Source organism: Chamaesiphon sp. VAR_48_metabat_135_sub (genome assembly GCF_031418915.1).
In the GTDB taxonomy this organism is placed as follows: Bacteria; Cyanobacteriota; Cyanobacteriia; order Cyanobacteriales; family Chamaesiphonaceae; genus Chamaesiphon.
Genome location: NZ_JANOJV010000128.1, coordinates 31,212 through 43,281, shown reverse-complemented (window position 1 = coordinate 43,281; position 12,070 = coordinate 31,212). Strand labels below are relative to the sequence as shown.

Genomic DNA, 12,070 nt, shown 5'->3' with positions numbered 1-12,070 from the left:
TTCCCTTGTAAATAGTCGATAGTGGCTGAATTCTCGATTATTCTTGTTTGAGAGATGCGGTTAACCAGATCGTCACGATCGGTTTACCAGGTATTTTGTCGATCTAACGATCGGATAATATAAACATAAAAGGTGGAGATCCATACTCTATCGACTATCTCTCTTTCGCCCAACATTGTGAATTGTAGATCGACCTGAGAATTAGCTAAAATAAGAAAATACAACAGTCATGAAATCAGCTTATATGTTACGTCGATTAATGATAATTTTTATGGCTTTGACCTTATCTATCACTTCGGTAGCCTGCGGCTCTGGAAATGAAGATCGGTCATCTCAGGTACAAAATAAACAAACCAACACTTCCATCCAAAGTCCCACTGTTAGTAATAACACCAACCAAAAGCCAATCGCCGATGGCAAGTATCCCGTCCAGCAAGCTACCTATAATGATGCAAACGGTGAATACACCCTCATGCTGCTGAATACGCCTGCTGGCACGCCGCCGATGTACCGTAGCACGAACCTTCAGATGGCGCGATTAACTGATGAAGAAGTTAAAGCGAGTGAAAAGACTTATTTCAAATCCGAAAAAGGGCAAGTTTCTCTACACATGCCAGAAGACTTCAAAATTGAATACGTCCACAATGTCACTCAAAGTCAGACCAATCCCCAAACCGGACAAAAAGAAACTGTCGTAGTCAAACAAGAATCTAGTTTCTGGAAGCCTTTTGCTGGTGCCGTCGCCGGACAAGTTGCCGGACAGGTAATTAGCAACATGTTCTTTAGACCCCAATACTACGTGCCCCCTGTTTATAGTAATGGCGGAATGCAAGGTTATGGCGGCTATGGGAATAACTATGGTCAAGCTGTACAGAGTTATCAAACCCGTTACAATAGTCCCCCACCAGCCGTAACTAATCGTACTACTCTACGAACAACCGGACGATTGAATAATAATAGTAATTTCAATCGCACTAATAGCAATACTAATCGGTCGATCGAACGTAATCGCGCTACGGGATCTGGGTTTGGGAGTAGTACTCTCCGTCAATCTGACAGGTCTCGCCCTACCGTTCGTCCATCGGGAGGCTCAAGTCGAAGCTTTGGTAGCGGTCGCAGCCGATCGAGTTCTGGCTTTGGCAGTCGCAGACGCTAAACTAGAAGTTAGGGATTAGGTATTAGGTATTAGGATTAACAGAACGCTTGTGTCATAGATCCTAAAGCCTAAAACCTAATACCTAAAGCCTAATCCCTAAAACCCAATCCCTAAAACCCAATCCCTAAAATTATGGCAGTCAAGAAAGGAGATTCCGTTCGGGCGATCGCAAGTTCGCTAGCAAATAGCCTAGAAGCAAAGGCTAGTGATTCCAGGTTTCCAAAGTATTTATTTGAAACTAAGGGTGAAGTGGTAGATTTACGGGGCGATTATGCCCTAGTTAAATTCGGACAAGTCCCAACGCCCAATATTTGGCTCAGAATCGACCAATTGGAAGGGTTTTAGGGGTTTTAAATAAGTAGGGGCAATTCGCGAATTGTCCCTACTTCGTGTTTCGTTACTCTTAGTTCTTCTCGCTTAGAAGTCCTTGAATTTGCTTGATAGCTGCTGGGAGTACATTGTAAATAGCCCAACCACCTGCGGCGGCAAGAGGTGCCAGGACGATCAAAAGTCGAAAGTCGAAGTCCATATTTATTTCCTGAATGAGAAGTAAAAGATTTTCTGATGATTAGATATCGTTCATATAGTCTAACAGAATTAGTCCATAGTATTGGGCTTTCAACTTTCAATTAAAATCGATCCTTTACCGCGCAGTAATCCCGTGTTAGCACCAGGACAGATATGACTCAGTGGTTGTTGTGAGGGAAACTGTCGCCAGATGGCATCGACGCTGCGGAGTTGACGGAGCCAGTGAAAAGTTTTGGCGGTGCGGAGGGGAACGGCTGCGCCAAATTGGTCTGGCAATAGATGTCTACCTGTAAATAGCACCCCACCAGCACCAGCATAGTAGAAGCAAGCAGATCCAGGGGAGTGTCCAGGAGTCCAGATTGCATGTATGCTATCGTTAAGATCGAACTTTTGTTGGAAAGTAGTAACTTTAATTTCTGGCAGTAAGTAAGCTTCCTGTTCTTGGATGATGACTTCACAGCCCAATTCAGTGGCGATGGCAGTGGTCTGACCGATGCCGCCACGATGGGAGATAGCCAACCATTTCACCCCACCTCGATCGGCAATAAACTGTTGATTAACATCATTCCAAGCTGGACTATCGACTAATACATTCTCCAAAGGAGTTGCGATTAGATAAGCCGTACCACCTAAGATCTCGCGGTTAGGGGGAAAAGCAAAAATACCTGGCAAAATCTCTGTCGGCAGTTTATTAACTGGAGATTTCATTGACAAAGATTGATGTGACAAATTTGATTCTAGCTGCATCAGAGCGCGTAGTTGGTAAGGATTTATATTCTACCAATTTCCCGACTCCTGAATCCTGACTCTTGACTCCGTTTAATTATGTGGTTGTCTTTACTATTCATTTTAGTTTTATCGGGAATTGTGACGTATATTATTCTGCGTCAAACTGTTAGTAAGATCGTGACAATTCCGCTCTGGATATTATGGGCGATCCTCATGATTCCACCGGTATTAACTGGGGCGACAGTTACCTGGAGTAAGCAAATTCCGCCGTTACCAGTAGCCGTGGGGATCTGCTCGATTTGCTGGTTTTTGTACTGGCGATTGCTAGACTGGGGACGATCGAACCCTCGGTCTTTGGCGAAGCCAATTGAGGCTAGTTTGCCTAGCTCTGAAGAGGTACAGAGCCAATCATTAGCAGAGTCGCCCCCGTCAGAACTCGATCTCCCGATAACGATTTCGCCACCAGAATCAGATCTCATCGCCGAGACGACCGCCATTCGACCGATCGAAGCTCACGAAGAGGCAACATTAAGGACTTGTTTTGCGTGGAATGTATTCTTCTTAGATAAAATTGAATATCGTCCACAAGCCGTATTGTGTCGGGGTAAATTGCGAACTGATGCCGATAATGCCTACGCCACAATTACCAAAAATATTGAAGACTTATTCGGCGATCGATTCTTTATCTTATTTCAATATAGTTTATCGACTGGTAAACCGTTTTTTGCACTAGTGCCTCGACCCCAGCAGACACTGATTACCCGATCGCGCCGCTGGCTAGATTATGCAACCGCGCTCATATTATTTCTAATTACCCTCATTCCTACTACCTATTTTGGTGCCGCACTAACAAGGTTTAAAGGCGATCTTGGCGATCTGGTTAGAGCTGGTTTACCCTATGCTCTCAGCATTATTTTTATCTTAGGACTTCGCGATATTGCCCGCTATTTTGTCGCTAAAATTTACCGAATCGATACCAGTTTGCCTTATTTTATCCCGCTCCCATTTCTACCTGGAACTTATGGTTGTCTGGTGCAAATGAGATCGCCGATTCCCGATCGTAAAGCGGTCTTCGATCTCGGGTTTGTCGCTTCGATGTTAGGATTAGCATTAGCGATTCCCCTATTAATTTGGGGATTGACACAATCGCAGACTGTCCCATTAGACCTCAAAGCCACCTTATTTAGCTTTCACGCCTTCAATCCCCGCTTTTCGATCCTGATGACGTTACTGAGCAAATTGGCACTAGGTAGCCAATTTGTAGCCGATCGAGCTATCGACTTAAATGGTGTGGCGATCGCTGCTTATATTAGTTTGCTGATTATTACGATCAATTTGATGCCACTCCGTAGACTCGATGGTGGTTACATCGTGCATGGCATGTTCGGCCAAAAACCTAGCGCGATCGTCAGTCAATTAAGTAAGGTGATTTTATTAATCCTCGGCTTTATTCGGTTTAGATCTTCTGGATTCGGCAATACCGATCTCCTCTTTTTGGCGATCGTCATTTCGCTGATTCCAGCGATCGATGAACCAGCACTCAATGATGTTTCCGATCTCAACAACTTCCGTGACGCTCTTGGTGTTGCGATCTTAGGAATTTTAATCTTGACTTTGATTCCAGTGCCAACGGTGTTGATGGAATTATTAGGGATTTGAACTACTTGAAAGCTCAAAAATTAGGGTAGGGGCAGTTCATGAATTGCCCCTACCCTAATTTTTGAACGCAATTGTCATGGTTTCTTGACAATTATTAGAGCTGTAATGGCGTAAAAGCGTTAAACCTGAGAAATTGAAGGCGATCCCCCCTTGACGGATAGGGGTAAAGTTTTGTTAGATTGTACTCATACACCACAATTGTTAATCACTAATGACTGAGAAATAAATATTCCAGAACTTAGTAAATTTAACTAACATGCGTATTTTAGCAAATCGCAACTTAGTCACCTGCGATTTAGTTGACCTTTCGACCATATTAGGTTCTAGAAATTTAATAAACAGCTTAAATGTAGTTAGTCAACTAACCGACTGATTAGCGATAGCAAATTTTCTTAGGTGACAACAAAGTGTAGAGCCAAATTTATCAGATTTTTCATCTACACCTTACTCGGAGATTCGGATCGTGACGACAGACAACACATTAGAAGAAATGACTCTCAGACAACTTCGCCGCGTGGCAAGTGTCTGTGGAGTATCCCGTTACAGCAGGATGCGGAAATCCCAACTGCTGGAAGAAATTCAGAAAATTCAGAGTACTCAGTCTACTCACATTCCATCTACACAACTGGAGGCACAATTAGCAGTGGAAGCAGGAAAATTTGAACTTGGAGTCGATGTCGATCTTACTGCTGAGGAATTAGCAGATGTGGATGAAGGGTTAGGCGATTTGCCTGGTGGTTATGGAGACAGCCGGATTGTTTTATTACCAAGAGATCCACAATGGGCTTATGCTTACTGGGATATTCCGATCGAACACAAAAACGAATTGCGCTATCATGGCGGACAACAATTAGCTTTACGCATTTATGATGTCACTGACATCAGTTTAGAGAACCAAAGTCCCCACAGTATTCAAGAATACCCGATCGATGAAATGGCACGGGAATGGTACTTACCAATTCCGGTAAGCGATCGCTCATACACGATCGATATCGGTTATCGTTGTGGTGATGGTCGCTGGTTAGTATTGGCTCGATCGGCATCTGTCAGCATTCCCCCCGTCTATCCCTCCGACTGGATCGAAGATATCTTCATCACTGTACCTTGGGAAGAAGAATTGGCAGGGAAAACCTTTGTCGAACTCGTACCTCCTAGCCACAAAGCAGCAGAAGCCGGTACAGCTAGCGAAACTACCGAACAGAGTGCGATCTACGATCGAATCTTTGGGATGGGAGAGTCGATGGAATCTCTCCGAGTTGCTGGTTCGCTCTATGGTTCCATGCAGCAATCACCACTAGAATCGATCAGTTCCTTCGTATTCCCCTCTGGAGCTGGGATGTGGTCTTTACCTACTACTTCTGGTGTGAATATGTCTGGGGTCGGCATGTCAGGTATTGGCATGGATGTCGGCGAACGTCAGCGTCAATTCTGGTTGATTGCTGATGCCGAGTTAATCGTCTACGGTGCAACCGAACCCGATGCGACAGTTTCCATCGGCGGACGACAAATCAAACTCAATCCCGATGGTACCTTCCGCTTCCAGATGTCCTTCCAAGATGGGAATATCGACTACCCAATCATTGCGGTAGCCAAAGATGGCGAACAACAACGTTCGGTACACATGACATTCGATCGATCGACTCCTTCTCGGAATACCAATACTAAAGAAGAAGCTGTACCTGAGAAATGGTTCTAGTCATCACGATTTTGGATTAAAGTCCAAATTCTACATCTCTAATAATGGTTTCAACCCTCTGAAGTTTATATCAGAGGGTTGAACTTTTGGCTTTAGTTTCTTTATCCACGCCCAAGATTACTAGACATTTTCTTGTGCGATCGATTGGATCACTCTGGGCATGGTAGGATCGAAACCGCCTAAGTCCCAAGACATGGGATCTTTGGGATCTACTAAGGTGATTTGCGCTGATTGTAAGGTGATATAAACTGCTTGAACATGGGGATTAATTTTACGGCGATATTCGGCTAAAGCTTGGCTGGGATGTCTATTTCCCGCCCAACTTTCGCTATCAGTCCAAAAACAAATTACGTCAGCTTTAAAGTTATTTTTCAGCATCCAATCATAGGCGACGGCAGCATCGGTACCACCGAAGTTTTTGTTTTGAGCTTTAGCTAATGCGGAAGTAAAAGTATCCTGCTTGGTAATATCTAAATCAATGAATTCGGTAGAGAATCCGCGAATCATATAGTTAGTTTCTGCTTTTGCTGATGCTAAAGCCATCGCTGTCGCAATTTCACAGCAAGTCATCCCAATCGAGGGTAATGCACTCCAAGACATCGAGCCAGAAATGTCAACAGCGTGCATGAAAACTTTACCTGTCGGCTCGATCGAATCGAAGGCTAATTCGACAGCTTTTTCAAGGATATCGATAATCCGAGGCACTGGTACCCAAGTCTTTTTGCTTTTGCCAAGTTTACCGCCAGATTGATAAGTTTTAAGTGCTTTTAAAACATCGATCGGGTGAATTCTCCCCGCTCGGACTCGATCGCGATTATTGAGTACTGATTCGACTCGATCGAGATTCCCAGGTTCGTCGGCTCTTAATACGCCTAATTCAGTTAAAGAACCAAGATTGCGGAGCATTGCCCCGATCGGCATATCATTAAATAATAGCTGCCAAGCACGGACATCCATCTTGCCTACAGGAGCCGCCATTTCATGGGTAAGTCTCCCTTGGAGGATTGCCTCATGAGTACTGTCAGGATTGCGTTTTAGCCACTCATACCACCAGATTTGAGCGAGGGAACTGCTGGGAATTTCGGTCGGTAATTCGTCCCATCCTTTCACCGCCCAATGATATAAAAGCTCGTGGTCTTTGGTCGGTGGTTGAACGTGGAATAGTCGCAACGCATCGCGATGGCTAAATCCATTCCGTTGTTGATATTTTAGCAGTTGATAGGCGACAGCTTTGGCATCTTCTTTACCTAACCAACTGCGTCCAGCTTCGCGGATAATTTTACCCATCCCGCGCAATGATTTAGTATAATTCAACCATTCATAAAAATGGCTACCAGTCCGCACAACTTGGAGAAAGATTTCCAGAAAGGCTTTCTTTGCTTCTGGTGTTTCGCCCATCGATAGTAATACCAATGCTAAGATTGGCGCACTATTATTAATCGCTTTGCCATCGCTAGCATCGATAATTTCTTGAGCGGTTCTCGCCGGATCTTCGATGACAGCTTGTTTGACAGTACTAACAAAATCATCGGTCAATTCGTGCTTATCTGCATAGTAAGCATTTTGCGACGTACCGATTAATAAACACCGCTGCAACATCTTCCAGATCCCCGCATCAAATGTATACGCACCAGAACGCGCTTGGATCATTTCAGCTTCACGTCCGGGGATGGGTTGATTTTGGGGGTTTTGGTTTTGTTTGTTGGTAAAAAAGTTATATGTCATGATATTTATTCGGTCTTTTCAGACAAGTATTCAATCGCGCAAGCGCGCCGCTAGGCGGTCGAAGATGGATGGTAGGGGTAATTCATGAATTATCCCTACCATCCATTTCGATATTTTAGTTTGGACAATTCGGCGGGGTGAGAGTCGAACTCACGACCAATAAGATAACCTTAGTTCTTCAGCCATTGCTGGCAAGGATCGAATAAAGGGGTTTTTTATCGCTCTACCACTGAGCTACCCGCCGAAAGAGGACAAGGCGGGGTTTGAACCCGCATAACTTTTCAGTTACCATACCGATAACCCTTAATTCTCAGCCTTTGCAGACAAGTCATCAATCAAGGCTTGAACCTATTCCATAAGTTGTGTGTTGTTGGAGCAGAGCGGGAGTCGAACCCGCGAATAGGTCGTTTATGCGATAATCCTTAATCTCCAGCCTTTACAGACAAGTAATAGATCGAGGAGTTTTTCCTGCCTTAGACCACTTGGCTACCTGCTCCATGTTGGGATGATCCTTCGCCATCGAGTCTGAGTTTACACTCGATCGATAACTTTATCGTAACTTATTTGAGATTAGTGTGGTGCGATCGCTTTGCTACTTGAGGCAGGTCATCCAGGGATAGACTTGAGGTAATATGCTAGAAACGAGGAAGGATAGAATGACTCTAGCTGAGTAGGGTGCGTTATGCTCCGCAGTAACACACGCTACGGCATTATTTCGATCGAACTCGATCTGCTAAAGCAAGCTGGGGTTTATCTGTTACCAAGATATCTTCAGGTACATCTTGCAATAATACCTCGCGAATCAGGCGTGCAGCCATCCGTTGGGTTAAACCGCTGGCGATTTTTTGTCCGAATGATTGGGTTTCGGAGTGCATTAGAATTTGGGGGATGCGGGGTAAAACGATCGACGGATCGAAGCCTTTAGTCTGCTGTAAGATGCCCCAAATCCGTTGGATGTTCTGGAGTCCGTCTGATAGCTGTTGGGTGTTGCTGGGGGCTTTTTCGACCTTCATTCCCATCCCTTTTTGGATGGCATAGGTGACAGACTGAAGTGTATTGTGACCGAAATTATCTAAACCGCTAACGATCTCATCGGCGAGATAGTCGCGAATGAATGTACCTCGATCGGATAGGATGAAGTCTAAGCTTTGGTCGATAACTTGATTGAGATCGTATTCGTCGCTGCTGCGGGCATTTGATAGCAGATTTTCGAGCCGATTCCAGCGGAAGGAACCATCTTTAAATAATAGTTCTTTGAGGGAGTTCCGCAAATCGGGTGCGGGATCTGTTAGCAATCTTTTGGCAACATAGGGATAGGCTTTTGCCAGTACTTTGAAATCAGGATCGACGGAAATTGCAATTCCTTCGAGGGTGGCAAGCGATCGCAAGATCAATGCATAGTAAGCTGGTACTTGGAAGGGGAAATCATACATTACGCCCGACAATCGATCGGTAACTTTCTTGAAATCCATATCGGCGATGTTTGTTCCCGCGACACCCAGGGAGCTATTAAAAACATCAGATATCGCTGGAATAATTGGGGCTAAATCTGTATCGGCGGTGAGAAATTCTAACTTCACAAAATCTCGTCCCAACCCATCAAAATCTCGATTGACTAAATGCACGATCGCTTCTACTAAACCATAGCGTTGATATGGCTTAACTTGACTCATCATCCCAAAGTCTAGGTAAGCTAATTTACCATCAGGCATGGCTAATAAGTTACCAGGATGAGGATCGGCATGGAAGAAACCATGCTCTAATAATTGACGTAAAGAACATTGCACGCCAACTTCGACTAAATAAGTAGCATTAAGTCCCTGTGCGGCTACTGCTTCGAGATTGGTTAACTTTGTCCCCGTAATCCACTCCATTGTCAGGACTCTTCGACCTGTATATTGCCAGTAGATTCCAGGTACATAGATGTCTTGCATACTGCCATACAATTCGGCAAACTTTTCGGCATTCCGCCCTTCGTTCTCATAGTCCATTTCCTCGAAAATTCGCTCGGCAAATTCATCGACGATCGAGATTAAATTGCTGCGAATTTGTTTGAAGTTAGTTTGCGCCCAAATACATAGAGTTCGGACAACATGGAGATCTAGAGTAATGCTCTCAGCTAAACCAGGCCGTTGAACTTTAATTGCGACAGTTTCACCGCTCCACAACTTACCTTTATATACTTGCCCCAATGATGCTGCCGCAATTGGTAAATCGCTAATCTCAGCATAAATTACTTCTGGTCTGTCACCCAATTCTTCTTCGATAAATTGATAAGCAATCTCATTAGAAAAGGCGGGAATATTATCTTGGAGCTGGGCTAACTCTTCGAGGAATTGTGGTGGTACCAAGTCAGGTCGAGTTGACAGTGCTTGACCAATTTTAATATAAGCAGGCCCTAATTTAGTCAACATTTTGCGGATCTGAACTGCCCGCTTATTGCGATTTTTATTAGTTCTGTTTGTCTTCTTGTCCAGCCATAAGCCTAAGGCAAAATTAACGATCGGAAAAAAGATACTAATAAAGCGGAAAAATACTTTCAGGGGCTGACTACTATAATACTCGGCGACGGCGATCGGATCGTACTTCAACCAGGTATCGTCAGTAACTTCTTTCACCCGCCTGGGAGTCACAACTTCCTCCTCCTTTACTAGTTCTGTTGTTACGGCTGTCTCGGCTGGATAGTTAGACGGAGCATCAGACTGAATAGAGGATGTAGTGTTCATGAGGTGAAGATAATTAGCCCTATTAAGTATTGTAACAATCTTTCTGAACTGGCAGGAGCTAATATCCATATTACCGTCACTAAAAATTCTCCAGCAGGGGTTTCCCCTCCTATTAAAGATCGGAATACCCACATCTAAGCGAGATTTTGCCACTATAGCCGCGATTAAAATCGCTAGAACGATTGGTCTACTTGTTGAATAAGTTGCTCGCCAAACTCCACCCCAACGCGGTGATACAGCCGACTGCTAGCGCGAAAACTATCAATCCCACGATGAGTAAACTGATAAACAATTTATCTGTTTTGGCACTAGGTGCGGATAATTTAGCATGACTTTCGACGATTTGCATGTTGCGTAAATTGGCTTTGGAAACCACATCAAAGATATCGCCCACTACTGGTACTGAACCCACCACCGTATCGATGATGAGATTCATCACCATCTGCATCAATGCTTTGCGTGGTAAGCCCATCTGTGCAGCTTCGATAATAATATAGCCAGATAATGCAGCACTAACTGTATCGCCACCCCCAGGAATCAATCCCAAAATGGGATCTAAGCCGATACGTTGTTTTGTTCCAGGAATCGCAATTGCTCCATCAAGTAACTTACTTAGCTGGCGCATCCGTTTCAAGCGTGGTGCATGAGAAAAATGGGGTTCATTTGTTAGATTATTGTTGCCCTGTCTCGTATCATCCATAACTAGTTATCTCGATCGATTGGCGGTAAAGATCGAATTTTTCAACAACTCGATCCACGATCTATCATACTCCAAGCCAGAACAGCTAGAAAAGAAAGGGGAGAGTCAGGAGAATAGGATAACTGTTTGTTTCAAAACGACAGATTGTACATCAATCGAGCAACGCCAGAATCTAAAGTTATTTATCAAATTTCAGGAACTCGATCTCCACAACCTGTATCTTTAGATCGCAGCATCATCTCAATCGACAAATACAGTATTCCCAATAGAAGTCGTGTATAAATTCACGTTATCTTCTATTCACTACTCACTATCCACTATCCACGACCCCTATGTTTAGCGATCCACGAGATTATCAGATCGTCTTTTTAACTACATTTCTGGGACTAGGAATTATGACCAGAGATTGGTCGATTAAACCAGAATTAATCCTAACTTTAATCCTCAGTTGTTGCTTAACACAACTAGTACTGACTAGTTTGTTGAAGCCAACAGAAAATCTTCTACCTACACTCAAAAGTGCCCTGATTACTAGCCTGGGTTTATCATTGCTGTTGCGTGCCGATCGAGTCAGTACGATGCTTTTAGCTGGTATCCTAGCGATCGCCAGTAAATTCATTTTTACTACCAACAAAAAGCATTGGTTTAACCCCGCTAATTTTGGCATAATTATCGCCTTAATCCTCACTCCCGATGCTTGGGTGTCACCTGGGCAATGGGGATCTGATTGGTGGTATTTAGTGCTATTTTTCGGTATGGGTGGCATCGTCCTCAAGCGGGTAGGGCGATGGGATACTAGTGTAGCTTTTTTGGGTAGTTATGCTTTATTAGAAATTGCCAGAAATATCTGGCTAGGTTGGACGTGGGATGTGTGCCTTCATAAATTAATGAGTGGTTCGCTGTTACTATTTACCTTATTTATGATTACCGATCCACGATCGATTCCCAATGCTCGATTTGCGCGAATTATCTGGTCGATCGCGATCGCCGGATTAGCATTTATTCTCCGCAATTACTTCTATATTAATGAGGCAGTATTTATTGCTTTATTTACTATATCACCACTGACAATTTTATTCGATCGTCTGTGGCTAGCACCTCGATTTAATTGGTATTATAGCGAATTGAAAGCATGAGGTAAAAGCGGGCTA

General features: G+C 43.9%; 10 protein-coding genes and 2 tRNA genes. 5 read left to right on the top strand and 7 right to left on the bottom strand.

Annotation, left to right across the window (positions count from 1 at the left end; genetic code table 11):
- Positions 1-229 precede the first annotated feature (229 nt).
- A complete protein-coding gene (locus RMO55_RS09140; protein ID WP_310425958.1) occupies positions 230-1,156 on the top strand; it encodes a hypothetical protein in 927 nt (308 codons plus the stop codon).
- A gap of 132 nt (positions 1,157-1,288) precedes the next feature.
- Positions 1,289-1,501: an NAD(P)H-quinone oxidoreductase subunit O gene (locus tag RMO55_RS09135; RefSeq protein ID WP_310425956.1), complete on the top strand. Its 213-nt coding sequence runs from the start codon at positions 1,289-1,291 to the stop codon at positions 1,499-1,501.
- Positions 1,502-1,559: 58 nt separating this feature from the next.
- Here the strand turns inward: RMO55_RS09135 and RMO55_RS09130 are convergent, their stop codons facing one another.
- Both RMO55_RS09130 and RMO55_RS09125 read right to left on the bottom strand, forming a co-directional pair.
- Entirely contained in the window at positions 1,560-1,685 is a 126-nt protein-coding gene (locus RMO55_RS09130) for a photosystem II protein Y (RefSeq protein WP_310425954.1), read from the bottom strand.
- Positions 1,686-1,774: 89 nt separating this feature from the next.
- Positions 1,775-2,392, bottom strand: a complete 618-nt coding sequence (locus RMO55_RS09125) for an MBL fold metallo-hydrolase (protein ID WP_310425953.1) — start codon at positions 2,390-2,392, stop codon at positions 1,775-1,777.
- A gap of 123 nt (positions 2,393-2,515) precedes the next feature.
- Between RMO55_RS09125 and RMO55_RS09120 the strand changes: the two genes are divergently transcribed.
- Both RMO55_RS09120 and RMO55_RS09115 read left to right on the top strand, forming a co-directional pair.
- Entirely contained in the window at positions 2,516-4,072 is a 1,557-nt protein-coding gene (locus RMO55_RS09120) for a site-2 protease family protein (RefSeq protein WP_310425952.1), read from the top strand.
- A gap of 490 nt (positions 4,073-4,562) precedes the next feature.
- A complete protein-coding gene (locus RMO55_RS09115) occupies positions 4,563-5,768 on the top strand; it encodes a DUF4912 domain-containing protein (protein WP_310425965.1) in 1,206 nt (401 codons plus the stop codon).
- Positions 5,769-5,888: 120 nt separating this feature from the next.
- Here RMO55_RS09115 and RMO55_RS09110 read toward each other — a convergent pair whose 3' ends face one another.
- From RMO55_RS09110 to RMO55_RS09090, 5 genes are all read right to left on the bottom strand, one after another.
- The gene (locus RMO55_RS09110; RefSeq protein ID WP_310425951.1) at positions 5,889-7,493 is read right to left on the bottom strand and encodes a TROVE domain-containing protein; all 1,605 of its coding nucleotides are present in this window, start codon (positions 7,491-7,493) and stop codon (positions 5,889-5,891) included.
- A gap of 129 nt (positions 7,494-7,622) precedes the next feature.
- Positions 7,623-7,737 (bottom strand) — tRNA-OTHER (locus tag RMO55_RS09105).
- A 127-nt stretch (positions 7,738-7,864) separates the two neighbouring features.
- Positions 7,865-7,990, bottom strand: a tRNA-OTHER gene (locus tag RMO55_RS09100).
- Between the two features lie 213 nt (positions 7,991-8,203).
- Positions 8,204-10,219: an AarF/ABC1/UbiB kinase family protein gene (locus RMO55_RS09095; RefSeq protein WP_310425950.1), complete on the bottom strand. Its 2,016-nt coding sequence runs from the start codon at positions 10,217-10,219 to the stop codon at positions 8,204-8,206.
- A 187-nt stretch (positions 10,220-10,406) separates the two neighbouring features.
- Positions 10,407-10,919 (bottom strand): DUF4112 domain-containing protein, encoded by a 513-nt coding sequence (locus tag RMO55_RS09090; protein WP_310425949.1) that lies wholly within the window; start codon positions 10,917-10,919, stop codon positions 10,407-10,409.
- Between the two features lie 332 nt (positions 10,920-11,251).
- Between RMO55_RS09090 and RMO55_RS09085 the strand changes: the two genes are divergently transcribed.
- Positions 11,252-12,055: an RnfABCDGE type electron transport complex subunit D gene (locus RMO55_RS09085; protein ID WP_310425948.1), complete on the top strand. Its 804-nt coding sequence runs from the start codon at positions 11,252-11,254 to the stop codon at positions 12,053-12,055.
- Positions 12,056-12,070: the final 15 nt, after the last annotated feature.

Bases quoted from the DNA above. Each gene is read 5' to 3' on its own strand.
- RMO55_RS09140 (WP_310425958.1), top strand. From the start codon at position 230: ATGAAATCAGCTTATATGTTACGTCGATTAATGATAATTTTTATGGCT.
- RMO55_RS09135 (WP_310425956.1), top strand. From the start codon at position 1,289: ATGGCAGTCAAGAAAGGAGATTCCGTTCGGGCGATCGCAAGTTCGCTA.
- RMO55_RS09130 (WP_310425954.1), bottom strand. From the start codon at position 1,685: ATGGACTTCGACTTTCGACTTTTGATCGTCCTGGCACCTCTTGCCGCC.
- RMO55_RS09125 (WP_310425953.1), bottom strand. From the start codon at position 2,392: ATGAAATCTCCAGTTAATAAACTGCCGACAGAGATTTTGCCAGGTATT.
- RMO55_RS09115 (WP_310425965.1), top strand. From the start codon at position 4,563: ATGACTCTCAGACAACTTCGCCGCGTGGCAAGTGTCTGTGGAGTATCC.
- RMO55_RS09110 (WP_310425951.1), bottom strand. From the start codon at position 7,493: ATGACATATAACTTTTTTACCAACAAACAAAACCAAAACCCCCAAAAT.
- RMO55_RS09095 (WP_310425950.1), bottom strand. From the start codon at position 10,219: ATGAACACTACATCCTCTATTCAGTCTGATGCTCCGTCTAACTATCCA.
- RMO55_RS09090 (WP_310425949.1), bottom strand. From the start codon at position 10,919: ATGGATGATACGAGACAGGGCAACAATAATCTAACAAATGAACCCCAT.
- RMO55_RS09085 (WP_310425948.1), top strand. From the start codon at position 11,252: ATGTTTAGCGATCCACGAGATTATCAGATCGTCTTTTTAACTACATTT.